Consider the following 24,617-nt stretch of genomic DNA (forward strand, 5'->3'; position numbering starts at 1 on the left):
GTTTCAAGCCGATATCGCCCTTATTTCCTGTTTTTCTGACGAGACGATGCCATGACCGATCTCATAGACCTCAACACGCTCGAAATCCTGGCGCTTTACCGGGATAAGAAGCTTTCGCCATCGGAATATTGGCAGGCGGTGGAGGCGCGTATCGATGCTTTCGAACCGGTGGTGAATGCACTTTATGCTTACGATCCGGAGGATGCACGCAGGCAGGCGTTGGCCTCGACGCAACGTTGGCAAAAAGGCGAAACGCGCGGGGCCCTCGATGGCATTCCGGTCTCGTTGAAGGAATTGATCGCCACGAAAGGCCATCCGGTGCCGCTTGGCACCAAAGCGGTGGAACTGGTGCCTGCGGTCGACGACGCGCCGGTGGCCGCCCGCTGCCGTGAGGATGGCGCGATTATTTACGCCAAGACGACCTGCCCGGACTACGGCATGTTGTCCTCCGGTCTTTCCAGTTTCCACAAGCTCAGCCGCAATCCGTGGGACCCCACCCAGAACCCCGGCGGCTCCAGCGCCGGTGCGGCCTCTGCCGGGGCTGCAGGTTATGGCACGCTGCATATCGGCACGGATATCGGTGGCTCGGTGCGGTTGCCGGCCGGCTGGACCGGCCTGTTCGGTTTCAAGCCGAGCCAAGGCCGCATCCCGGTCGATCCCTATTATACCGGCCGCTGCGCCGGACCGATGACCCGCACCGTTGCCGATGCCGCCTATGCCATGGCGACGCTTTCGCGTCCCGACTGGCGCGATGGCACGGCGCTGCCGCCCAACGATATCAACTGGATGAACCTCGATATTAATGTAAAAGGCCTGAAAATCGGCCTGATGCTGGATGCCGGCTGCGGCCTGCCGCTGGACGAAGAGGTGCGCGACGCCGTGCTTTCCGCCGCAAAACTGTTCGAGGCTGCCGGCGCTATCGTCATCCCGGTCGAGCCGGTGTTGACGCGGGAAATGCTGGACGGGCTGGACGATTTCTGGCGGGCGAAGTTCTGGGGCGACATGGCGGCGCTGAGCGCGGACCGTCGCGCCGCGATCCTTCCCTATATTCATGAATGGGCGCAGAAGGGGGCGGATATTTCCGGCGCGCGCGCCGTTTTCGGTTTCAACCAGACCATGGAAATGCGTAAGGCTTGCGGGCGGTTGATGCAGTCCGTTGATGTTGTGATTTCACCCGTCAATCCCATCGTGTCCTATCCGGCCGACTGGGCCTCGCCCACCAATGATCCCGAACTCCCCTTCGAACATATCGCCTTCACGGTGCCGTGGAACATGTCGGAACAGCCGGCCTCCTCGATCAATTGCGGCTTCTCCAGATCGGGAATGCCCATCGGCTTGCAGATCGTCGGGCCGCGTTACGAGGATTTGTTCGTGCTGAAGCTTTCAAAGGCCTTCGAGAACTGGGGCGGCGGTGTGAGACGCTGGCCGCAGCCGCCGCAGGCTCGCTGATCCACCTTTATCGGGCTTGTAGTATTGCCATAATACCCGCATCTCGATCCCGCCTGTTAGGGTGCCCAAAGGCATTCGAAAACGGGAGGAGCAGACATGCCGAAGAAGATTTTGATGATCACCGGCGATTTCGCCGAGGATTATGAGACCATGGTGCCGTTCCAGACGCTGCTCGCGGTCGGCCACACGGTGCACGCCGTCTGCCCCGGCAAGAAGGCGGGCCAGACCATTGCCACGGCCATCCATGATTTCGAGGGCGACCAGACCTATTCGGAAAAACGCGGCCATAATTTCGCGCTCAACGCCACCTTCGCCGATATCAAGGTTGCGGATTACGATGCGCTGGTCATTCCCGGCGGCCGCGCGCCGGAATATCTGCGGCTCAATGCGGATGTGCTGACTGCGGTGAAACATTTCTTCGAGGCCGACAAGCCGGTGGCCGCCGTTTGCCATGGCGCGCAATTGCTCGCGGCTGCGGGCGTCCTGAAGGGCCGCACCTGCTCGGCCTATCCCGCCTGCCGCCCCGAAGTGGAACTGGCGGGCGGCACCTATGCCGATATCGCCATCGATGCGGCCGTTACCGACGGCAAGCTGGTAACGGCGCCCGCATGGCCGGCGCATCCGGCCTGGCTTTCGCAATTCATGGCCGTGCTCGGCAAATAGGCCAGCGAAACGGGGCTTTTTCCGGCCCCGTTTTCCGCCTATCTTTCAGGCGTGGTAAGGGAGGAAACCATGTGCAAGCTTTTCATCAAGGCAGACCCGACGCTCTGGGAGAGCCATACGCGATCGCTCAGGATCGATGGCATGGTCACCAGCGTGCGGCTTGAAAACTTCTTCTGGTCGACGCTGGACGAGATCGCGCGGCGTGACGGCATGAACAGCGTGCAGCTGATCGCCAAGCTCTATAATGAATCGATCGATGCCGGGCACGATCTCGGCAATTTCACCTCCTTCCTGCGGGTTTGCTGCGGGCGTTATCTGGCGCTTCAGCTTTCCGGCGATATTCCGGCGCGCAGCGATATTCCGATTGCGGCACTGGATGCGGACAGCATCCTTGAGGCAGAGCAGGTGAATTACCACTAGGTGGCAACTTTGCGCTTGATAGTTGGTCAACGTGCATTCGACGTCATCCTCGGGCTTGTCCCGAGGATCCACCATCACGTGTGGCAATGGATCCTCGGGTCAAGCCCGAGGATGACGTGGAGAGGTTCTTGTGACGCAGGAACGCGTCTCCTCAGCTCTTCAGCGCCCGCGGGTCGAGCGCATCGCGCACCGCATCACCGATATAGTTGACGCTCAGAACCGTCAGCGAGATCGCCAGCCCCGGCCACAAAACGCGCGAGGGCGTCAGTTGCAGGAAGTTTGCGCCGTCGAACAGCAGCCGTCCCCAGGTCGGGAAATCGGAGGGGAAGCCGAGGCCGAGGAAGGACAGCGCGGATTCCGTGATGATGGCGGCGGCGATACCGAGCGTGGCCGAGACCATGATCGAACTCAGCACATTCGGCAATATATGCCTGAGGATGATGCGGTATTCGCGCATGCCGCTCGATTTCGCCGCCATGATGAATTCCTGGCTTTTGATCGTCAGCACATCGCCGCGCACGATACGGGCCGTATGCATCCAGCTGGTTATCCCGATCACGAAGACGATCAGGATGAAGATGCCGGTTTCCGGCCCGAAGGCGGCGCGCAGCGTATCGCGAAACAGCATCAGGATGACGAGCAGCAGCGGCAAAAGCGGCAGGGCCAGGAACAGGTCGGTCAGCCGCATCAGCGGACCGTCCAGCCTGCGGAAATAGCCAGACAGCACCCCCACCAGCGTGCCGAGAAACAGCGCCAGCAGCATGGCGGTGATACCGACGGCAAGCGAGATGCGGCCGCCGGCCAGAACCTGCGCCAGCATGTCCTTGCCGAGATTATCGGTGCCGAAGGGATGCGCCCATGATGGCCACTGGTTGCGCTCCCTCACATTGATGGCGTTGGGCGCGACGGTGTGGATATAGGGGCCGACATAGACAGCAAGCAGGATGAAGACGAAAACGATCAGCCCTGCCACGCCGCCCTTGTGAACGCGGAACTGTTTCCAGATATCGGCAAGGGCGGATTGCGTGGGGGTGGCCGCAACCGTCGGCGCTGCGATGGTGGCGTCAGTCATAGCGGATCCTCGGGTCGAGAATGCCGTACAGCACGTCGGCAATCAGGTTGAAGAGCACGATCAGTACCGCGAAAATGAAGGTCAGCGTCTGCACCAGCGGAATATCCGCGCCCTGAACGGCGGTGATCAGCAATTGGCCAAGCCCGTTCACGCGGAAGATTTGCTCGGTGATGATGGCGCCGGAAAAGATCGTCGGCACGCCGAGCGCAATCACCGTCACCACCGGGATCAGGCTGTTGCGCAGCACGTGGATGAGCAGCACGGATTTTTCCTTCACGCCCTTGGCGCGTGCGGTGCGCACATAATCCTGGTGCAGATTGTCCAGCATCGAGGCGCGCACGAAGCGGCTGATCTGCGAGACATTGTAGAGCGTCAGCACCAGCACGGGCAGGAACATCTGCTTCACCTGCGCCACGAAACTTCCCCAGTCTGTCACTTGAAGATTGGTATCATAAACGGAAGGGAACCATTGCAGGTAGGAGCTGAAGATGACGACTAGCAGCACGCCAGTGAAGAAGGTCGGCACCGAATAACCGACCATCGAGACGAAGGTGCCGATCTGGTCGAAGATCGAATATTGCTTGTAGGCGGAAATCACGCCGATCGGGATCGCCAGCAGCGCACCGAAGAGATAGGCGAGGCCTACCACCCACAATGTCTGTGGCATGCGCTGAATGACGAGATCGACCACCGGGCTGCGTGTCGCCCAGGAGAGCACCCGCATGCGGCTGCCATCGCCGATCTGCCAGCCGGTCAGCCTTTCAATGAGGTTCAGCGGTTCGTTGATGAAGAATTGCTGCAGCCACATCAGGTAACGGATGAAGAAGGGCTGATCGAGGCCAAGCGAGGCGCGGATTTGCTCACGCACTTCCGGCGGGATGGTGAGCGGCAGATCGCCGGTCGGGTCGTTCGGCGCAAGATCGAGCAGCGCGAAGATGACGAAGCTGATGACGAGCAGCGTCGGTACGGCAAAGGCAAGCCGCCGGAGCGTAAAGGTAAACATCTGAAACTCTCCAGACCCAGAGCGCGGCAGGACGAAAATTGGGAGCGTTTTCGCCTTAACGCGGCAAATGTGTCTTCAGATCATGGTCCAGGGGCATGCAGAAGGCCGGCCTCTCCGGGGGAGAAGCCGGCGCATCTGCGTGTTACTTCTTGCGGGACCAGTCCGCGACGTTCCAGAGTTCCGAATCCCAGGCATTCATGCGAACGCCTTCCAGCGTCAGCGAATGCGAGGAAACGCTGCCGCGGTGGATGAGCGGAATATGCGCGCCTTCCTCCGTCAGCATGTCGTTCAGCTGCTTGGAAATTTCACCGCGCTTGGCAAGGTCTGCGGTCTTGGAGAGTTCGCCGACCAGCTTGTCGAATGCCGGGTTGCAATAACGCGGAATGTTTTGCCCCTGCCAGCCGTTAGCGGGTGCCGGGATCTTGTCGCACAGCCATTCCGCCAGATATTTTTCCGGGTCGGTGCCGTCGAAATTATTGGTGTACATTTCGACGTCGGCATAAAATTTCTGGAAGGTATCCGGGCTTGCCGGGTCGCCGCCGAAGAAGACCGAGGCGCTGACATTGCGCAGCTCGGAAGCGACGCCGATCTGCGACCACATGTCCTTCACCAGTTCCTGCGTGGCCTGGCGAACAGAATTGGTGGAGGTCTGGTAGAGGAAGGAGAGCTTCACGCCGTTCTTGGCGCGGATGCCGTCCGCACCCTTTACCCAGCCGGCATCGTCCAGCAGCTTGTTTGCGCCTTCCACATCCTGCTTCAGGCACCAGCTGTCATTCTTGGTGGAAGCGAAGGCTTCCGGCGCCGGCACGATATTGCAGGTCGGCTTGCCCGCCTCACCATAACCGGCCTCGTCGATGATATCGCGGTCGATGGCAAGCGAAAGCGCACGGCGCACGGCCGGGTCTGATATGGCCGGGTGCGGGCCGCCCTCCTTGGTGGAGCGCTTGTCGCCGAGCGACGGATCGGGATTGTACCAGTTGAGATTGATACGTTCGACCTGGGTGCCGAAGGCGGTTTCCAGCTTGCCTTTACCGGCAGCCACCATGGTGGCGAGGACTTCCGGCTCCACCTGCATGTTCCAGGCATAGTCGAATTCGCCGGTTTCCAGCACGGCGCGCGCGGCAGAAGCGGCATCGCCGCCGCCCTTCAGGGTTGCGGTGGCGAAGGCGGGCTTGGCGGGGTCGCGGTAATTGGTGTTGGCGACGAAGCTGATCACGTCGTTCGGCTTGAAATCCTTGACCACGAAGGGGCCGGTGCCGATGGGGCCGAAATTGGCGGAAGTGCAGCCGGGCGCAGCAGCGCCAACGCATTTTTCAAACTGCTTCTTCTGGATAACCGGCGATTGCGCGCCGACGAATGCGGAATAGGGGTAAGGTTTCGGTTCGGTGAAGCTGATCTTGACGGTATGGGCGTCGACGGCCTCGACATTCTTCACGCCTTCATATTGCGCCGCCTGCGCGCAGCCGCCATCCGGTGCAAGGCAATATTTCCAGGTGAAAATGACGTCCTCGGCGGTGAACGGTGTGCCATCCGACCATTTCACGTCGCTTTTCAGCTTCCAGGTCATGCTGAGCAGGTCCTTCGCGACGCCGCCATTGTCGACCGTCGGAATTTCGGTGACCAGCATCGGCACCAGCTCGCCCTTTTCGTCGTAGCGCGCCAGCGGCTCAATCACCATGGACGAGCTGTAGACTTCCTTCGTGCCCGCAGAAAGATAAGGGTTAAGTGTCGATACGGCCTGCCAGAACAGGATTTTCAGTTCGCCGTCACTGCCACGCTCGGCATGGGCGGCAGAGCCTGCCAGAGCCATGGCCGCCACCGTGCTGGCAAAGAGAACGCTGCGCTTCTTCATTGTTGTTTTCCCCTTTTTTGGATTTTATCTATTTGAATGTTTGACGCTTTTCCCGTCGTCATGTGCAAGGTCTGTTCTTGTAAGTATTTGACTTTGCTAAGGAATAATCCTCCATTCCCGATGATGCTATTGTCAGTTTTTTTGAAAAGCAAGCCCCAAACTTTTATTGATGAACAAAATTTGTGCCATTCGCCTTTAGGCCTATTTTTCGCTCATGCAGCAAAATTCATACTTGCAAAAGCAGAAATTCCAAACGCAATATGGCTCCCGACAACCCGGCGGGGAACAAAAAAAGGAAAAATGGGAATGCCGATATTGAACCGTGTGGCCGAGATGCAGGAAGATGTTGCCGGCTGGAGGCGCCACCTGCACGAGACGCCGGAACTGCTTTACGATGTCTTCGAAACATCGAAATTCGTGGCCGAAAAACTGACCTCCTTCGGCTGCGACATCGTCGAGACCGGCATCGGCAAGACCGGCGTCGTCGGCATCATCCGGGGGCGGCACGGGGATGGCCCCACCATCGGTTTCCGCTCCGACATGGACGCTTTGCCGATTCTGGAAACCAGCGGCAAGCCCTGGGCTTCCAAAATTCCGGGCAAGGCCCATTCCTGCGGTCATGACGGGCACACCGCCATGCTTCTGGGGGCGGCGCAATATCTGGCCGAGACCCGCAATTTCAAGGGTTCCGTCGCGGTCATTTTCCAGCCGGCGGAGGAGGGCGGGGCAGGCGCGCTTGCCATGCTCAACGACGGCATGATGGAGAAGTTCGGCATTTCACAGGTCTATGGCATGCATAACGAGCCCGGCATTCCCGTCGGGCAATTCGCCATTCGCAAGGGCTCGACCATGGCGGCGGCGGATGCCTTCGAGATCACGATTACCGGCAAGGGCAGCCATGCGGCCGCGCCGCATCTTTCCATCGATCCGGTTCTGACGTCGGCCTATATCATCATCGCCCTGCAATCCATCGTCTCGCGTGAGACGGACCCGTTGAAATCGCTCGTCGTCACCGTCGCCACCACCCACGGCGGCACCGCGGGCAATGTCATTCCCGGTTCGGTGACGCTGACGGGCACGGTACGCACCCTGCTGCCGGAAACCCGCGATTTTGCCGAAAAGCGCCTGAAGGAAGTGGCCACCGCCACTGCCATGGCGCATGGCGCGACGGCCGAGGTGAAATACGACCGCGGTTATCCCGTCACCTTCAACCACAATGACGAGACCGAATTCGCGACCGGCGTGGCGATGGGCGTGGCCGGTGCAAATGCCGTCAACACCAATCCCAACCCGCATATGGGGGCGGAGGATTTCTCCTACATGCTGGAAGCGCGCCCCGGCGCCTTCATTTTCATCGGCAATGGCGATACCGCCGGGCTTCACAATGCGGCTTACGATTTCAACGACGACGCCTTGCCCTATGGCATCAGCTACTGGGTCTCGATGGCCGAAACCGCGCTTGCTGCGTAAGACATCCGGCGGCCTTCATGGCCGCCTTTCGCTTTTCAGGAGATCGGCATGCTTTTGGCGGCAACGTCCATGGAACAGACCGGCGGCTCGGTAAGCCCGGTTCTTTCGGTTGAAAATCTGACCACATCCTTCCGCGTCGATGGCGGCTGGAAATCCGTGGTCCGCAACATGAGTTTCGAGATCGCGCCGCGTGAGACGGTGGCAATCGTCGGGGAAAGCGGCTCGGGCAAAAGCGTGACGTCGCTGTCGATTATGCGGCTTCTGGATAAGAAGACCAGCCGCATCGAGGGCAAGGTCATGCTGGGCGGGCGCAATCTGCTTGCCCTTCCGGAAGAGGAGATGCGCAAGGTTCGCGGCAAGGACATTTCGATGATCTTCCAGGAACCGATGACCAGCCTCAACCCGATCTTTCCAATCGGCAAGCAGATCGCCGAAGCGCTGACGGTACATCAGAATATTTCCTCATCCGCTGCGAAGGCGGAGGTCATTCGCCTGCTCGAAAAGGTCCGCATTCCCAATGCGAAGAACCGTTTCGACGATTATCCGCACCAGTTTTCCGGCGGCATGCGCCAGCGCGTGATGATCGCCATGGCGCTCGCCTCCAGACCGAAGCTCCTGATCGCCGACGAACCGACAACCGCGCTCGACGTGACCATTCAGGGCCAGATCCTCGACCTGATCAAGCAATTGCAGGAAGAAGAGGGCATGTCCGTTCTCTTCATCACCCATGATATGGGCGTGGTTGCGGAAGTGTCGGATCGCACCATCGTCATGTTCCGCGGCGATGTGGTGGAAACCGGCACCACCGACGATATCTTCCACCGCGGTCGCCACCCCTATACGCGCGCTCTTCTTTCGGCGGTGCCGAAGCTCGGCTCGATGAAGGAGCGCGTGCTGCCGGCCCGTTTCCCGATCATCGATATCAAGACCGGCGAGAGCCAGCCCGTGGTGGAGGTGAAGGACACGGTATCCGGTTCGCGCACGCCCATTCTCTCCGTGAAGGACCTGACCACGCGTTTCGATATCCGTTCCGGTCTTTTCGGCCGCAAATCCGGCGCCGTGCATGCGGTGGAAAAGGTCTCCTTCGATCTCGCCGAGGGGGAAACCCTGTCTCTCGTCGGAGAATCGGGTTGCGGCAAGTCCACCACGGGGCGGTCGATCACCCGGCTGATCGAGCCTACCTCGGGCAATGTGACGCTCGACGGTTACGAGGTCCTGAAGCTCGACAAGACGACGCTGCGCACCATGCGCCGCAGCGTGCAGATGATCTTCCAGGATCCCTTCGCCTCGCTCGATCCGCGCATGAGCATCGGTACGGCGATCATGGAACCTTTCATCGAGCATCGGCTGGGAACGAAGCCGCAGGCGCGTGAAAAGGCCGCGGATCTGATGGAAAAAGTGGGTCTAAGCCCGGATATGATGCGGCGTTTCCCGCATGAATTTTCCGGCGGCCAGCGCCAGCGCATCGCCATTGCCCGCTCGCTGATGCTCGACCCCAAGGTCATCGTCGCCGATGAGGCGGTGTCTGCGCTCGATGTGTCCATCAAGGCGCAGGTCTGCAACCTGCTGCTCGACCTGCAACAAAGCCTCAATCTGGCCTTCCTGTTCATCTCGCACGATATGGCAGTGGTGGAGCGCGTCAGCCATCGTGTGGCGGTGATGTATCTCGGCGAGATCGTCGAAATCGGGCCGCGCGCGGCGGTTTTCGACAATCCGCAGCACCCCTATACGAAAAAGCTCATGTCTGCCGTTCCGGTGCCGGACCCGGCGCGGCGGCAGATCCGGCGCAACATGGCGACGGATGAGATCAAAAGCCCGATCCGGCCGGTGGATTATGTGCCGCCGCAGCGCCATTACCGAGAGGTTTCCGCAGGGCATCTGGTGCAGGAAGCGGCGTGATCGAACAGTGTCGGCTTCGGGCTGAGGGCTGGTAAGGGACCGAGTGGGTGCCGCGCATTTCTTCTCCCCGAGGGGGAGAAGGTCGCGGCAGCGGGATGAGGGGGCAAGTTCTCCGTATATCGCTAACGTTTCCCCCTCATCCGACCCTTCGGGCCACCTTCTCCCCCCTCGGGGAGAAGAAGCGCGCCGCACCGTTGTGCCAATGCATTTTTCAGTCCACCGCACGCTCTCTTCCGCATCCCCCGTTTGACAGCCGACGCAAAAAAATGCCAGCAAATGCGCAAGCATAATTCCTAGAGGGCAGCGGCATGGCCAGACGAAACGACGCACATGGACGGCTGGACGATGCGGCCCGTGCCGGCTGGCTTTATTATGTCGCCGGCCGCACGCAGGATGAAATCGCCGCCGCCATGGGCATTTCCCGGCAATCGGCGCAGCGGCTGGTGTCGCTTGCCGTTGCCGAACGGCTGATCAAGGTGCGGCTCGATCACCCCATCGCCGCCTGTCTCGAGAAAGCCGAGCGGCTCAAGGAAAAATTCGACCTTAGATATATCGAGGTGGTGCCGAGCGATCCGGCCGGCGTCTCCTCCACTGTCGGCATTGCCGAGGCCGGGGCGGCGGAAATCGAACGCTGGCTGAAAAATGCCGATCCCATTGTGCTCGCTATCGGTACCGGCCGTACCTTGAAGGCCGCCGTCGACCAGCTGCCGCCAATGGAGTGCCCGCAGCATCGCATCGTCTCACTGACGGGCAATATCGGGCCGGATGGCTCGGCCGCGTATTATAACGTCATCTTCAGCATGGCCGATGCCATCAAGGCCCGGCATTTTCCAATGCCGCTGCCGGTTTTGTGCTCCTCTGCGGAGGAACGCGAATTGCTGCACGACCAGTCCATGGTGCGCTCCACGCTGGCGCTGGGTGCTGCGGCCAATGTCACCTTCGTCGGTGTCGGCGAACTCGGTGAAAACGCGCCGCTCTGCGTCGATGGTTTTCTCGGTGTCGATGAGATGAAGGCGCTGATGGCAAGCGGTGCCGTCGGCGAGATCTGCGGCTGGATGTATGATGCCAATGGCCGCATTCTCGAGCATTCCGTCAACGAGCGCGTCGCCTCCGTTCCCATCCCTTCAAGAGAGACCTGCACCGTCATCGGCATGGCGCAGGGCGCGCGCAAGAATGCCTCGATTCTGGCGGCGCTGAGGGGTGAACTTCTGAACGGCCTCATCACTGATGAAGTGACAAGTGAATATTTGCTCACGCATTGAGCAAAAATTAATATCATAAAATCAATGGCTTGATTTTTCCATGTGCGTCGCAGCACAGGAAGTCGCTTGACATTTTTCGGCCACGGGTGAGTAAATGCCCCAGAGCAAAGCGAATGCTCATCATTTTTCTTCTGGGAGGAAGATATGACACTGAAGACCATTTTGCTGGGCGCATGCTCGGCCCTCGCCTTTTCGACCCTTGCTTCCGCTGAGACGCTGACCATCGCCACCGTGAACAACGGCGACATGATCCGCATGCAGGGGCTGACCTCCGACTTCACGGCAAAGAACCCCGACATCAAGGTCGAATGGGTCACGCTTGAAGAAAACGTACTGCGCGAGCGTGTGACGACCGATATCGCCACCAATGGCGGCCAATACGACATCATGACCATCGGCAACTACGAAGTGCCGATCTGGGCCAAGCAGGGCTGGCTGCTGCCGCTCGAAAAGCTTGGCGACAAATACGACGTGGATGACATCCTGCCGGCGATCCGTGGTGGTCTCTCCGCCGAAGGCAAGCTTTATGCGGCACCCTTCTACGGCGAATCCGCCATGATCATGTATCGCAAGGACCTGTTTGAAAAAGCCGGCCTGAAGATGCCTGAAAATCCGACCTGGGAATTCATCGGCGACGCCGCCCGCAAGATTACCGACCGCAAGGCCGATATCAACGGCATCTGCCTGCGTGGCAAGGCCGGCTGGGGCGAAAACATGGCCTTCATCAGCGCGCTCACCAATTCCTTCGGTGGCCGCTGGTTCGATGAGAACTGGAAGCCGCAGTTCGATCAGCCGGAATGGAAGAGCTCGCTGCAGTTTTACGTCGACCTGATGAAGGATGCCGGTCCGTCGGGCGCGTCCTCCAACGGCTTCAACGAAAACCTGACGCTGTTCCAGCAGGGCAAATGCGGCATGTGGATCGACGCCACGGTGGCTGCCTCCTTCGTATCAAACCCGAAGGATTCGACCGTTGCCGACAAGGTTGGTTATGCGCTGTTCCCGACGCATGGCGAGCTGAAGAACCATGGCAACTGGCTGTGGTCGTGGAACCTTGCGATCCCGAAGAGCTCGAAGAAGGCCGATGCGGCTGAAAAGTTCATCTCCTGGGCAACCAGCAAGGATTACACCACGCTCGTCGCTTCCAAGGAAGGCTGGGCAAACGTGCCTCCGGGCACCCGCACCTCGCTTTACAAGAACGCCGATTATGAAAAGGCCGCCGCCTTCGCCAAGCCGACGCTTGCCGCCATGGATGCCGCCGATATCACCAAGCCGACCGTAAAGCCCGTGCCTTACACGGGTGGCCAGTTCGTGGCGATCCCTGAGTTCCAGGCGCTCGGCACCACGGTCGGTCAGCTGTTCTCGGCGGTTGTTGCCGGTCAGTCGAGCGTTGACGATGCGCTTGCGGGCGCCCAGTCGACAGCAACGCGTGAAATGACCCGCGCCGGTTACATCAAGTAATCCTCCCGAAGATCGCTGTCCGGCGCCAATGCCGGGCAGCGAACTCTCCGGGCCGGAAGCCGCGATGCGGCTTTAATGCCTTTCAAATCAAAACAAGAATGAGCCGGTTCTTCCGGATATGCCGGGCGCATGTCATGGCGCGCAGGCCCAAGGGGAGGTTAGTGTAATGGCAACTCGAAACACGAGCGGTCTGGCGCGGGTCATGCTTGCGCCATCGGTACTGTTATTGCTGGTGTGGATGATCGTGCCTCTGGCGATGACGCTGTGGTTCTCGTTCCAGAACTACAATCTCCTCAACCCGGCCAATGTCAGCTTTGCGGGCCTGTTCAATTACCAGTATTTCTACACCGACCCGGCCTTCTTCCAGTCGATCTGGAACACGCTTTTGATCGTCGGCGGCGTGCTTGCGATCACCGTCATCGGCGGTATCGCCATTGCGCTCTTGCTCGACAATGACATTTTCGGCCAGGGCATCGTCCGCATCATGATCATCTCGCCCTTCTTCGTCATGCCGCCGGTGGCCGCATTGGTGTGGAAGAACATGATCATGCATCCCGGTTACGGCGTGCTTGCCGATCTCTCCCGCTTCTTCGGCCTGCAGCCGGTCGACTGGTTTGCGCAGTTTCCGCTGCTCTCCATCATCATCATCGTCGCCTGGCAATGGCTGCCCTTTGCGACGCTGATCCTCTTGACCGCCCTGCAGTCGCTCGATGGCGAGCAGAAGGAAGCCGCCGAGATGGATGGCGCCAACTTCGTCAACCGCTTCATCTATCTGACGCTGCCGCATCTGTCGCGCGCCATCACCGTCGTCATTCTCATCCAGACGATCTTCCTGCTCGGCGTTTACGCGGAAATCCTCGTCACCACCAATGGCGGACCGGGTTATGCCTCCACCAACCTCGCCTTCCTCATCTATCGCACCGCGCTTCTCGGTTACGACGTCGGCGGCGCTTCGGCCGGCGGCATCATCGCCGTCATCCTCGCCAATATCGTCGCCATCTTCCTGATGCGCGCCGTCGGCAAGAACCTCGACCGGTAAAGGGGAAACATCATGGCCCGCAAGACAACCACACGTGCGAAGATCGGCTTCTCCATCGCGGCCTGGGCCGTGGCGCTGCTGCTGTTCTTCCCGATCCTCTATGCCTTCCTCACCTCGATCAAGACCGAGCCGGAGGCAATCGCCGGCTTCAGCCTCATTCCCTCGGGCACGCTTGAGAATTACGTGACGGTGCAGACCCAGCGCGATTACTTCAAGCCGTTCATGAACTCGGTGGTGCTGTCGCTCGGCTCGACGATCATTGCGTTGATCATCGCCATTCCCGCCGCCTGGGCCATGGCGTTCTCGCCGACCAAACGCACCAAGGACATTTTGATGTGGATGCTCTCCACCAAGATGATGCCGGCCGTCGCCGTGCTGGTGCCGATCTATCTGATCTTCCGCAATGCCGGCCTGCTCGATACCCGCATCGGGCTGACCATCATGCTCACCTTCATCAACCTGCCGATCGTCATCTGGATGCTCTACACCTACTTCCGGGAAATCCCCGGCGAGATTCTGGAAGCCGCCCGCATGGATGGCGCATCGCTGTGGAACGAGATCGTGCATGTGCTGACGCCGATGGCGGTGCCGGGCATTGCCTCGACGCTGCTCCTCAACGTCATTCTCGCCTGGAACGAAGCCTTCTGGACCATCCGGCTGACGACCACCAATGCGGCCCCGCTGACGGCCTTCATCGCCTCCTTCTCCTCGCCGCAGGGGCTGTTCTGGGCAAAACTCTCGGCCGCCTCGATGATGGCGATCGCCCCCATTCTCGTCATCGGCTGGTTCTCGCAGAAACAACTCGTGCGTGGCCTGACCTTCGGCGCCGTGAAATAAGGAACGACAAACATGGGCAGCATTTCCCTTCAGAACGTGTCCAAGCTCTTCGGTGAGGCGAAAGTCATCCCGTCGATCGATCTTGATATCAACGACGGTGAATTCGTCGTCTTCGTCGGCCCGTCGGGCTGCGGCAAGTCCACGCTTTTGCGCCTCATCGCCGGGCTGGAAGACGTCTCCGGCGGCAAGATCGCCATCGACGGCAAGGATGTCACCGAAAAGGCCCCGGCCGAGCGTGGCCTTGCCATGGTGTTCCAGTCCTATGCGCTTTATCCGCATATGAGTGTCAGGAACAACATCGCCTTCCCGCTGAAGATGGCCAAGCTCGACAAGGCGGTGATCGATAAAAAGGTCGAAGATGCCGCCCGGGTGCTGAACCTCACCGATTATCTCGAACGCCGGCCCTCGCAGCTGTCGGGCGGCCAGCGCCAGCGCGTCGCCATCGGCCGCGCCATCGTGCGCGAACCGAAAGCCTTCCTGTTCGACGAGCCGCTTTCCAACCTCGATGCGGCGCTGCGCGGCACCATGCGGCTGGAAATCTCCGAGCTGCACAACACGCTGAAGACGACGATGATCTACGTCACCCACGACCAGGTGGAAGCCATGACCATGGCTGACAAGATCGTCGTCCTCAACCGCGGCAATATCGAGCAGGTCGGCTCACCGATGGAGCTTTACCGCTCCCCCGCCAACCTCTTCGTCGCCGGCTTTATCGGCTCGCCACGCATGAACCTCATCACCGGCGACTTTGCCCGCAGCAAGAACGCCACCACCGCCGGCGTGCGGCCGGAGCATCTGGTGCTGTCGAAGGAAACGGGGCTGTGGCAGGGCAAGGTCACCGTCGCCGAACATCTCGGATCGGATACCTTCCTGCATCTCGAGGTGTCAGGCATCGGCCCGATCACTGCCCGCACGGACGGCGAGTTCGAATGCAGGCATGGCGATACCGTCTTCATCACCCCGGACGAGACCAAGATCCACAGGTTTGATGAAAAGGGCAAGGCGATATGACGGGAAGACTGGAAGGCAAATCCGCGCTGATAACAGGTTCGGCGCGCGGCATCGGTCGTGCTTTTGCCGAAGCCTATATACGTGAGGGGGCAACCGTCGCCATTGCCGATATCGATTTCGAACGCGCCAGCAAGACCGCCCGCGAGATCGGCGAGAACGCCTATGCCGTCGAACTTGACGTCACCAAACAGCATTCCATCGACACCGCCATTCGCACCGTGGAAGGCCAGACGGGTGGGCTCGATATCCTCATCAACAATGCCGCGCTGTTCGATCTGGCACCGATTGTCGAGATCAAACGCGAGAGCTACGAAAGACTGTTTTCGATCAACGTGTCCGGCACGCTGTTCATGATGCAGGCCGCCGCAAAAACAATGATTGCTCGGGGAAAAGGCGGCAAGATCATCAACATGGCAAGCCAGGCGGGCCGGCGCGGCGAGGCCTTGGTGGCGGTTTATTGCGCCACCAAGGCCGCCGTCATCAGCCTCACCCAATCGGCGGGGCTCGATCTCATCCGGCACGGCATCAACGTCAATGCGATTGCGCCGGGCGTGGTCGATGGCGAGCACTGGGACGGCGTGGATGCGCTGTTTGCGAAATATGAAAACCGCCCCGCCGGTGAAAAGAAGCGGCTGGTCGGCGAGGCCGTACCCTTCGGCCGCATGGGCCGTGCCGAAGACCTGACCGGCATGGCGATCTTCCTTGCCTCCGATGAGGCACAATACATCGTCGCCCAGACCTATAATGTCGATGGCGGCAACTGGATGAGCTGAGTATCGGGCGGCTGTCGCCCGGCCTTGGCACGAACAACGTTTCCCCTTCGAGGATCGTGACATGACATGCAAACTCTCCCTCGCAACGCTTGACGACGCCAGAAAAACCGCGGCGGTTCCGGCCTATTCCCGGACCGATCTTTCCGCCGGCATCGTGCATTTCGGCGTCGGCAATTTCCATCGCGCCCATCAGGCGGTTTATCTGGATGACCTCTTCAACACGGGTGCGGACCATGACTTCGCCATCATCGGCGCGGGCGTTCTGCCCTCCGATGCGGTGATGCGCGAGAAACTCGCTGCGCAGGATTTCCTGACGACGGTGGTGGAGCAGGACAATAACCGCACCGGCGCGCGCGTCACCGGGCCGATGATCGACATATTGCCGGTTGGTGACAGCAAGGCCATCATCGATACGCTGGCAGACCCGAAAATCCGCATCGTCTCCATGACGATTACCGAGGGCGGTTATTTCATCGATGCTTCCGGTTCTTTCAACCCGCAGCATCCGGCCATTGCCGAGGATGGCAAGAACCCGGCTTCGCCGAAAACCGTATTCGGCCTCATCGTCGCCGGGCTGAAGGCACGGCGGGACAAAGGGCTGCAACCCTTCACCGTCATGTCCTGCGATAACATTCCGCATAATGGCAAGGTCACCAAAAATGCCGTGGTCGGGCTCGCGGCTCTGTCCGATCCGGCTTTCGCCAACTGGATCGGCGAAAACGTCGCTTTCCCCAATTCCATGGTCGACCGCATCACGCCTGCTACCGGCGAGCGCGAACGCAATATCGCCCGCGACGATTTCGGCATCGAGGACAATTGGCCGGTCTTCTGCGAGGAGTTCAAGCAATGGGTGATGGAGGATAATTTCCCCGCCGGCCGCCCGGCGCTGGAAAAGGCCGGCGTGCAGTTCATCAAGGATGTCGCACCCTATGAGCACATGAAAATCCGCATCCTCAATGGCGGCCACGCGGCAATTGCCTATCCGGCGGCGCTGCTCGATATTCATTTCGTGCATGAGGCCATGGAACACCCGCTGATCCGGGCGTTTCTGGCAAAGCTTGAAAATGAAGAGATCATCCCGGTCATTCCGCCGGTTCCCGACACGAATCTTGCCGATTATTTCGGGCTGATCGAACGGCGTTTCCTCAATCCGAAAATCGGCGACACCATTCCGCGTCTGGCGCAGGATGGCTCCAACCGCCAGCCGAAGTTCATTCTTCCATCCACCGCCGACCGTCTGGCGCGCGGCGAAGATATTGTCGGCCTGTCGCTGGTCTCGGCGCTCTGGTGCCGTTATTTCCAGGGCACCTCCGACAGCGGCAAGGAAATCGCCTTCAACGATGCGAGCGCCGAGCGGCTTCAGGCGGCGGCCATCAAGGCCAAGGACGATGCTATGGCCTTCCTCGCGCTGGGCGATATTTTCGGGGAGGTTGCCGAATCGGCGCTTTTCCGTAAACGCTTCGCCCATGCATTGAAAACGCTGTGGCAAGAAGGCACGGCGAAGACCTTGCAGCTTTATCTGGATGACAAGCTGGCTGAAAAGTGACGTGAGATGAAAGACCGGACCGGACCCCTTTTGATTTTCGACTGCGACGGCGTTCTCGTCGACAGCGAGCCGGTCTCGATTTCAGTGCTTCTCGACATGCTCTCCCATCTCGGTGTGACGATGGGAGAGGAGGAAGCCTATGAGCGCTTCCTCGGCCGCAGCGTCGCCAGCATGACGGCGACGCTGTTTGAGGATTACGGTGTCGAGACCGATATCGATTTTCTCGACCATATGCGCGCAACATTGTTCGAGCGTTTCCGCACCGAACTCAGGCCCATTGACGGCATTGCCGAAACGCTGGACAGGCTTGTGGCCCTGAAGCGTTGCGTTGCTTCTTCCAGCCAGCCGGAGCGCATCCGTTATTCGCTGGGGCTGACCGGCCTGATCGACAAATTCGAGCCGCATGTCTTCAGCGCCACCATGGTGAAGAATGGCAAACCGGCGCCCGATCTTTTCCTGCATGCAGCGCGTGAGATGGGCGCTGATCCGCGTCACTGCATCGTGATCGAGGACAGCCCGGCTGGCATTGCGGCGGCGAAGGCGGCCGGCATGGCGGTTTTTGCCTTTACCGGCGGCTCGCATGCGCGGTTTCCCGCATTCCGGGAAAAGATCGCGGGTCTCGGGGCCGATGCCACGTTTGACGCCATGTCGGATTTGGTCCAACTTGTCGACGGTTATGTGGGGAAGGGCGGTTTTGACAGCTGGGTGGCACGTGACGCAGGCTGAAGCAAACCTTGCCTGCCGCCGCCCGGACGTCGTTGCGCAAGGGATGGAATTGAAGTCTTGATGCGTCAGAATCTCGTGGCTGTCGATGTCGGTACGGCGAGCGCGCGCGCCGGGATTTTCGATCCGGCCGGCAGGCTTCTGGCCCGCTCCACCCATCCCATCCTGATGCAGAGGCCGCAGGAAAACCACGCCGAACATGATTCCACCGACATATGGAACGCGGTCTGCATTGCGGTGAGGGCAGCGCTTGCCGATGCGGGTGTGTCGCCGCAAAGCATAGCGGCAATCGGTTTCGACGCCACCTGCTCGCTCGTTATCCGCGATGAAAGCGGAGAACCGGTTTCGGTTTCGGTAACCGGCAAAGATCGGTTCGATACGATCGTCTGGCTCGACCACCGGGCAATCGACGAGGCCGACCGGCTGACGGCGTCCGGCCACCGCGTGCTGGATTTTGCCGGCAGAAGCATGTCGCCGGAAATGCAGATGCCGAAGCTGATGTGGTTGAAGACGCATATGCCGGCAAGCTGGTCCCGCATGTCCTTCGCCTTCGATCTGGCGGATTTCCTGACATGGAAGGCGACCGGTTCCGCGAAGCGTTCAAATTGCACGCAGACGGCGAAGTGGAATTTCCTGGCGCAGGAAAATCCCGGCTGGCAGGCGGATTATCTCGGACTGGCCGGGCTTGGTGACCTGAAAGAACGGGCCGGGCTTCCCGAGACCACGGTGATGCCGGGGGAGAGCATCGGTTCGCTGTCGCCGCAGGCCGCCGCAGATCTTGGTCTGGACACCGGCTGCCAGGTGGCGGCTGGCATGATCGATGCCTATGCCGGTGCTCTCGGCGCGCTTGGCGGTTGCCTTTCGGCGGATGTGGGCCGGCATGTGGCGCTGATTGCCGGAACATCCAGTTGCCTTGTCGCCATGTCTGAACGGCAGATGCCCGGTCACAGTCTCTGGGGTCCCTATTGGCAGGCGATCCTGCCCGGCCACTGGCTGGTGGAGGGTGGGCAATCGGCCACCGGCGCGCTGCTCGATCATATCGTGCGCATGCATGCTGCCGGCGGTGAGCCGGATACGGCGCTGCATGCCCGCATCGTTGCGCGGGTAACGGAGTTGCGCGCGCTTGAAGGCGAGGCCTTTGCCGATCGGTTGCATGTGCTGCCGGATTTCCATGGCAACCGCTCGCCGCTTGCCGATCCGCATGCGGTCGGCGTTATCAGCGGGCTGACGCTGGATACATCTTTCGACAGTCTCTGCCGTCTTTATTGGCGTACCGCCGTGGCGATCGCGCTCGGCGCGCGCCATGTGCTCGATGCCATGGAGCGTTTCGGTTATGCGGTCGAAAGCCTGCATGTCACCGGCGGGCACGTGAAAAACCAGCTCCTGATGGAGCTTTATGCCGATGTGACGGGCAAGCGCATCGTGGTTCCCGCGACCGCCGATGCCGTTCTTCTCGGCACGGCGATGACGGCGGCGGCTGCCGGGGGCGTTCATGCGGGGCTTGCGGCGGCTGGCGCCGCCATGTATCCGGGCAATGCGGAAATTTCCGCAAATACGGCGCTTGCGCCCCGCTATGAGCGCGATTATCGCCGGTTTCTCGCCATGCACCGCCATCGCCAGGAGCTGGAAAGCCTCTGATTTTTTGCAAAATGTTTGGCGATGGCGTCGCCGCATATTTCTTCTCCCCGCCGGGGAGAAGGTGGCCCGAAGGGTCGGATGAGGGGGTAAGCTCTCCGAATATCTCGACCGTCGCCCCCTCATCTCGCTGCCGCGGACTTCTCCCCGCCGGGGAGAAGAAATATGCGGCACCCGCTCGGTCATATGCCCGCAGGGCGCAGATCAGATGCCGAGCGAGCGCTTCAGGCCTGTGAGGTTTTTCATCCGCGTCCTGCGCGTCTCGTCCGCGCCCGCAATCAGACTGCAAAGGGTGAATTCCATCAGCGCGACCAGTTGCAGCAAGCCCTGGCCGCCATTCTGGGCGTGCGGCATGGCAAGACAGATATCCGCGCTTTCAGGTCCCCATTCATAAAACCGGGTGGTGATGAGCAGGGTTCTGTAACCGCTCTTGCGCGCCGTCGAAGACAGGCTCTGCAGCGGCGACAGGCTGCCGCCGCAATCCATGAGGATGAGAAGGGCTTTTGCCGGGTCAAAATCCCATAGCGCGACATAAGCGGCGCTATCGCTGCCGAGATAATGGACCTGCCTGCGGTATTCCAGCAACCGTCCGTGGAAGTGGCGGCCGGTGCCCATGCTTTCAGGGGATGTGGCCAGAAAAATATCGGGGGTGGAGGCGATCTCGTTCATTGCCAGACGCCAGATCGGCTGGGAGGTCATGTCGAAAGCGGTCTGGATGGCCTGGATCTGTTGTGACAGAAGCTGGGAAAACGGATTGGACTGTTCTCCACCTGCCATGGATGCGGTTTGCTCCTCACCCCCCATTTCTTCCGCATGGCGCAGATCCGCGCGGATATCGCTGAATTGCCGGTATCCAAGCGAGCGCAGGAAGCGGCCGACCGTCATCGGGCTGAGGCCGAGCTTCGCAGCCAGCGTCTGCGCCGTTTCGAATGGCAACTCGTCCAGATGCTCGATCAGATATTTGGCGATCTTGCGCTCGGAGGGTGTGCCAGCCTTCATGGCACGCGTGAGGTTCAACAGCAGCTTTTCCACCAACGCCTCATTCTTATGATTATTGAACGATGATGCATGCGCGCGCGCCAAACAGCGTGCGAACCGCGTTTTGACGGTGGGGGAAGCTTTTCCGGCCATGTCCTCCACCGGACCGGAATGCGAATTATAATAGGTATTTTATTATATTTTAGAGATATCTTTTATTCAAGGGAAATTCCATCTGCGGTTTAATTCCAGGCAGTTGGCGGCTTGCTGTGGTTCTTGTACAGCCGACGGCAAGCTCCTATCTCTCGCTGGGTCAGAAAGTTTCAACGCAGGAAGCGGCAAGGGAGTTCCGAATGATATTCGATGCGGCAAGGCTGGCGTTTCAAAATCTCTTTGCCGCCGAAACCCGGTCGGTTTTCTGGAAGGTTCTGGGGCTGACGCTTCTCGTGCTGGCGGCGCTGTGGTTCGCCATTCGGTCGATCTTCATCTATTTCGCCCTGCCGTGGGTGGATACGCTGATCCCCGGCGTGCCGGACTGGGCGGGCTGGCTGACCTTCGTTTTCGCCATTTTCGCCGGCATCGGACTTGCCCTGGCGCTGGCGCTGCTCATTTCGCCGGTCACCGCCGTCATTGCCGGCCTGTTTCTCGACGATGTCGCCGACGTGGTTGAGAAAAAGAACTACCCGAACGACCCACCGGGCAAGGCGATGCCGGTGGGTGAGGCTGTGCTATCGTCCATCAAGTTCTTCGGCGTCATCATTGCCGGCAACCTTGTCGCGCTGTTGCTGCTTCTGGTGCCGGGTATCAATCTTATCGCGTTTTTTCTGGTGAACGGCTATCTGCTCGGCCGGGAATTCTTTGAGTTCGCGGCGATGCGTTTCCGCTCGCCCGCCGAAGCGAGGTTGTTCCGTTCAAAACACCGCACCACCGTCTTCATGGCAGGGCTGGTAATTGCGGCCTTCCTGGCGGTGCCGTTCCTCAACCTGTTGACGCCGCTGTTTGCCGCCTCGATGATGGTGCATTTGCACAAGGCCGTCAGCCGGCGCGATCCCTCATTCGCCGCCGGCCACACCGAACAGCTGCGCGGGTAATTCCACCAGAGGCGCTGGAATATCGAAGGTCTTTTCCGGCGATTTGCAGATATCGGCAATCACGCAGCGTTCGCATTCCGGTTTGCGCGCCTTGCAGCAATAACGTCCGTGCAGGATCAGCCAGTGATGGGCATGGAACAGATATTGTTCGGGAATGATGCGGATCAGCCGGTCTTCAACCTCGTCAGGGGTTTTGCCCGGCGCAAGACAGAGCCGGTTGGCGATGCGGAACACATGTGTATCCACCGCAAGCGTGGGCACGCCGAAGGCCATGGACATCACCACATTGGCCGTCTTGCGGCCGACACCCGGCAGCGTCACCAGCTCCTCGCGGGTTTTCGGCACCTCGCCGCCGAAATTGTCGATCAGCATCTGCGACAGGGCGATGACGTTTTTCGCCTTGTTGCGGTAAAGGCCGATGGTCTTGATATGGCCGATCAGTTCTTCCTCGCCGAGCGCCAGCATCTTTTCCGGCGTATCGGCCACCTTGAACAGCGCCCGGGTCGCCCGGTTCACGCCCACATCGGTCGCCTGTGCGGAAAGCGCCACGGCCACCAGCAGGGTGAAGGGATTGGTGTGTTCCAGCTCGCCTTTCGGCTCCGGCCGCTGAATGGAAAAACGTCGGAAGATTTCGGTGAGCTCATCCTTGGAATAGGCCGTTTTCACCCGCGCAGGCTTGCGCGCGGATGCCGGATTTGACTTTTTCAATGTTTGGGTGCTGGATCGTTTTTTGGCGACTGTCATGGACTATCTATAGCCAGCCCGCCTTGAGGAAAGCAACGTGGATACGCTCAACGACCAGCCGATTTTCGCGGCGGAACTCGTTCCGCACCGTTCGCTTGGCAGAAGGGGTTTCCGGCTGCTCCTGCTTCTCTCCGGCCTGGCCTGCCTTGTCTATGGCGGCTTCTTCCTCGCCACCGGGGCATGGCCGGTCGGCCTGTTCTTCGGGCTGGATTTTCTGCTGCTTTATGCCGCCTTCCGCGCCAATTACCGGGCGGCGAAGGCGCGGGAAGAGGTTAGCGTCTCGCGCACAAGCCTGTCGATCCGCAAATTCTCTCCCGCCGGGCGGATGGTAGAACATCGCTTCAATCCCTTCTGGGCGCGCTTCAGGGTGAGGCGGCATGACGAGATCGGCATTGTCTCCATGCATGTGACGGGTGAAGGCCGGGCGACCGACATCGGGTCGTTTCTAAATCCGGATGACCGGGAAAGTTTCGCCAAGGCTTTCGGCGGCGCGCTGGCGACTGTGCGGCGGCGGATGTGAGCCGATAATCCCGCTCACTACCCGTCATTCCGGCCCTGAGCCGGAATCCAGCCGACGCGCGTCCGCGCGGCGGGAAAGACTCCTTACAGCCCAAGTCCTTGGGCTGGCTGGATACCGGCTCGAGGCCGGTATGACGGTAGAAACGGAGCACCGCGCAAGAAACGGGTGGAGACGAAGTCGCTTTAATGGTTTTCTCTTACCCGTTAGGAGATTTGCGATGAACGCCAATATTACGCTGAACGAAGACATCACCCCCATCGGAACGGATTACGACACGGTGCGCGGGGTTATCGAGCTTTTGACGCTGGATTATCGCGAGCAGCCCTCCCTCGAAGCCATTGCCGCAGAGCTCGGCCAGTCGCCGACGCAATTGCAGAAGACCTTCACCCGCTGGGCCGGCCTTTCACCCAAGGCATTCCTGCAGGCCGTAACGCTCGATCATGCCAAGAGGCTGTTGCGCGAAGAGGATTTGCCGCTGCTGGAAACCTCGATCGAGGTCGGCATGTCGGGGCCTGGACGTCTGCACGATCTGTTCGTCACCCATGAGGCCATGTCGCCCGGCGAATGGAAGGCCAAGGGTGGCGGGTTGACGATCCGCTACGGTTTCCACACCTCGCCCTTCGGGCTTGCGCTGGTCATGGTGACCGATCGTGGCCTTGCCGGCTGCGCCTTTGCCGATCCGGGTGAGGAAAGGGCCTGTTTCGAGGACATGGGCGGCCGCTGGCCGAACGCGGACTATGTCGAGGATCGCGAAGCGACGGCACCCTATGCCGCCCGCATCTTCGATCCGTCCATGTGGTCGGCGGACAGGCCGCTGCGCGTCGTGCTGCTTGGCACGGATTTTCAGGTGCGGGTCTGGGAAAGCCTCCTGAAAATCCCGATGGGCCGCGCGGTTACCTATTCACACATCGCCTGCGATATCGGCCAGCCCACCGCGTCCCGTGCGGTTGGTGCGGCGGTCGGCGCTAATCCGGTGTCCTTCGTCGTTCCCTGCCATCGCGCCGTCGGTAAAAGTGGGGCTCTGACGGGGTATCACTGGGGGCTAACCCGCAAGCGCGCGATGCTTGGCTGGGAAACGGGGAAGGTGTGATTGGATTGATTATCTTTTCCGATCTGACTTAGATCCCTTTGATCTAGGTGCATATTGCGTGGGCTCTTCATACGCGACGTCA

Annotated in this window: 22 protein-coding genes; 17 read left to right on the forward strand and 5 right to left on the reverse strand. The window is 60.2% G+C overall.

Annotated features, from left to right (window positions below):
• Positions 1–51: 51 nt before the first annotated feature.
• The 3 genes from FY152_22590 to FY152_22600 all read left to right on the forward strand — a co-directional run bounded on the left by FY152_22590 (position 52) and on the right by FY152_22600 (position 2,532).
• Entirely contained in the window at positions 52–1,449 is a 1,398-nt protein-coding gene (locus FY152_22590) for an amidase (GenBank protein ID UXS34883.1), read from the forward strand.
• A 96-nt stretch (positions 1,450–1,545) separates the two neighbouring features.
• Entirely contained in the window at positions 1,546–2,112 is a 567-nt protein-coding gene (locus FY152_22595) for a DJ-1/PfpI family protein (GenBank protein UXS34884.1), read from the forward strand.
• A gap of 69 nt (positions 2,113–2,181) precedes the next feature.
• Complete coding sequence (locus FY152_22600; protein ID UXS34885.1) at positions 2,182–2,532, forward strand: ribbon-helix-helix domain-containing protein; 351 nt, start codon at positions 2,182–2,184, stop codon at positions 2,530–2,532.
• 151 nt (positions 2,533–2,683) lie between these two features.
• Here the strand turns inward: FY152_22600 and FY152_22605 are convergent, their stop codons facing one another.
• From FY152_22605 to FY152_22615, 3 genes are all read right to left on the reverse strand, one after another.
• Complete coding sequence (locus tag FY152_22605; protein UXS34886.1) at positions 2,684–3,604, reverse strand: ABC transporter permease; 921 nt, start codon at positions 3,602–3,604, stop codon at positions 2,684–2,686.
• Complete coding sequence (locus tag FY152_22610; protein ID UXS34887.1) at positions 3,597–4,607, reverse strand: ABC transporter permease; 1,011 nt, start codon at positions 4,605–4,607, stop codon at positions 3,597–3,599. The genes FY152_22605 and FY152_22610 overlap by 8 nt, the downstream gene beginning before the upstream one ends.
• Before the next feature lie 142 nt (positions 4,608–4,749).
• Positions 4,750–6,459, reverse strand: a complete 1,710-nt coding sequence (locus FY152_22615) for a peptide ABC transporter substrate-binding protein (GenBank protein UXS34888.1) — start codon at positions 6,457–6,459, stop codon at positions 4,750–4,752.
• A 306-nt stretch (positions 6,460–6,765) separates the two neighbouring features.
• Between FY152_22615 and FY152_22620 the strand changes: the two genes are divergently transcribed.
• From FY152_22620 to FY152_22670, 11 genes are all read left to right on the forward strand, one after another.
• Positions 6,766–7,929 carry an amidohydrolase gene (locus FY152_22620; GenBank protein ID UXS34889.1) on the forward strand — a complete coding sequence of 388 codons (1,164 nt, stop codon included), beginning with the start codon at positions 6,766–6,768 and terminating at the stop codon, positions 7,927–7,929.
• Positions 7,930–7,977: 48 nt separating this feature from the next.
• Entirely contained in the window at positions 7,978–9,828 is a 1,851-nt protein-coding gene (locus FY152_22625) for an ABC transporter ATP-binding protein (GenBank protein ID UXS34890.1), read from the forward strand.
• A gap of 308 nt (positions 9,829–10,136) precedes the next feature.
• Entirely contained in the window at positions 10,137–11,090 is a 954-nt protein-coding gene (locus FY152_22630; GenBank protein ID UXS34891.1) for a sugar-binding transcriptional regulator, read from the forward strand.
• A gap of 144 nt (positions 11,091–11,234) precedes the next feature.
• Positions 11,235–12,548, forward strand: coding sequence for a sugar ABC transporter substrate-binding protein (locus FY152_22635; protein ID UXS34892.1), 1,314 nt, complete (start codon positions 11,235–11,237; stop codon positions 12,546–12,548).
• A gap of 166 nt (positions 12,549–12,714) precedes the next feature.
• Positions 12,715–13,587: a sugar ABC transporter permease gene (locus tag FY152_22640; protein UXS34893.1), complete on the forward strand. Its 873-nt coding sequence runs from the start codon at positions 12,715–12,717 to the stop codon at positions 13,585–13,587.
• Between the two features lie 12 nt (positions 13,588–13,599).
• Complete coding sequence (locus tag FY152_22645; protein ID UXS34894.1) at positions 13,600–14,424, forward strand: carbohydrate ABC transporter permease; 825 nt, start codon at positions 13,600–13,602, stop codon at positions 14,422–14,424.
• A 12-nt stretch (positions 14,425–14,436) separates the two neighbouring features.
• Positions 14,437–15,435, forward strand: coding sequence for an ABC transporter ATP-binding protein (locus tag FY152_22650; protein UXS34895.1), 999 nt, complete (start codon positions 14,437–14,439; stop codon positions 15,433–15,435).
• Positions 15,432–16,208 (forward strand): L-iditol 2-dehydrogenase, encoded by a 777-nt coding sequence (locus FY152_22655; GenBank protein ID UXS34896.1) that lies wholly within the window; start codon positions 15,432–15,434, stop codon positions 16,206–16,208. Before FY152_22650 ends, FY152_22655 begins: the two co-directional genes overlap by 4 nt.
• Positions 16,209–16,269: 61 nt before the next feature.
• A complete protein-coding gene (locus tag FY152_22660) occupies positions 16,270–17,754 on the forward strand; it encodes a mannitol dehydrogenase family protein (GenBank protein UXS34897.1) in 1,485 nt (494 codons plus the stop codon).
• Between the two features lie 6 nt (positions 17,755–17,760).
• Positions 17,761–18,480 carry an HAD family hydrolase gene (locus FY152_22665; protein ID UXS34898.1) on the forward strand — a complete coding sequence of 240 codons (720 nt, stop codon included), beginning with the start codon at positions 17,761–17,763 and terminating at the stop codon, positions 18,478–18,480.
• 60 nt (positions 18,481–18,540) lie between these two features.
• Positions 18,541–20,115, forward strand: coding sequence for an FGGY-family carbohydrate kinase (locus FY152_22670; GenBank protein UXS34899.1), 1,575 nt, complete (start codon positions 18,541–18,543; stop codon positions 20,113–20,115).
• Positions 20,116–20,316: 201 nt separating this feature from the next.
• On the opposite strand, the gene FY152_22675 is transcribed toward FY152_22670, so the two are convergent.
• Positions 20,317–21,147, reverse strand: a complete 831-nt coding sequence (locus FY152_22675; protein ID UXS34900.1) for a MurR/RpiR family transcriptional regulator — start codon at positions 21,145–21,147, stop codon at positions 20,317–20,319.
• Positions 21,148–21,443: 296 nt separating this feature from the next.
• On the opposite strand from FY152_22675, the gene FY152_22680 reads away from it, so the two are divergent.
• Positions 21,444–22,181 (forward strand): sulfate transporter family protein, encoded by a 738-nt coding sequence (locus tag FY152_22680; GenBank protein ID UXS34901.1) that lies wholly within the window; start codon positions 21,444–21,446, stop codon positions 22,179–22,181.
• Here FY152_22680 and nth read toward each other — a convergent pair.
• Positions 22,143–22,925, reverse strand: a complete 783-nt coding sequence (gene nth / locus FY152_22685) for an endonuclease III (GenBank protein ID UXS34902.1) — start codon at positions 22,923–22,925, stop codon at positions 22,143–22,145. The two genes, FY152_22680 and nth, sit on opposite strands and share 39 nt — an antisense overlap.
• A 37-nt stretch (positions 22,926–22,962) precedes the next feature.
• Here nth and FY152_22690 point away from each other — a divergent pair, with 37 nt between their 5' ends.
• Positions 22,963–23,445 carry a DUF2244 domain-containing protein gene (locus tag FY152_22690; protein UXS34903.1) on the forward strand — a complete coding sequence of 161 codons (483 nt, stop codon included), beginning with the start codon at positions 22,963–22,965 and terminating at the stop codon, positions 23,443–23,445.
• 217 nt (positions 23,446–23,662) lie between these two features.
• The gene (locus tag FY152_22695; GenBank protein UXS34904.1) at positions 23,663–24,535 is read left to right on the forward strand and encodes a methylated-DNA--[protein]-cysteine S-methyltransferase; all 873 of its coding nucleotides are present in this window, start codon (positions 23,663–23,665) and stop codon (positions 24,533–24,535) included.
• The last annotated feature ends 82 nt before the right edge of the window (positions 24,536–24,617 follow it).

The sequence above is a fragment of the Agrobacterium tumefaciens genome (assembly GCA_025560025.1).
Lineage (GTDB): Bacteria > Pseudomonadota > Alphaproteobacteria > Rhizobiales > Rhizobiaceae > Agrobacterium.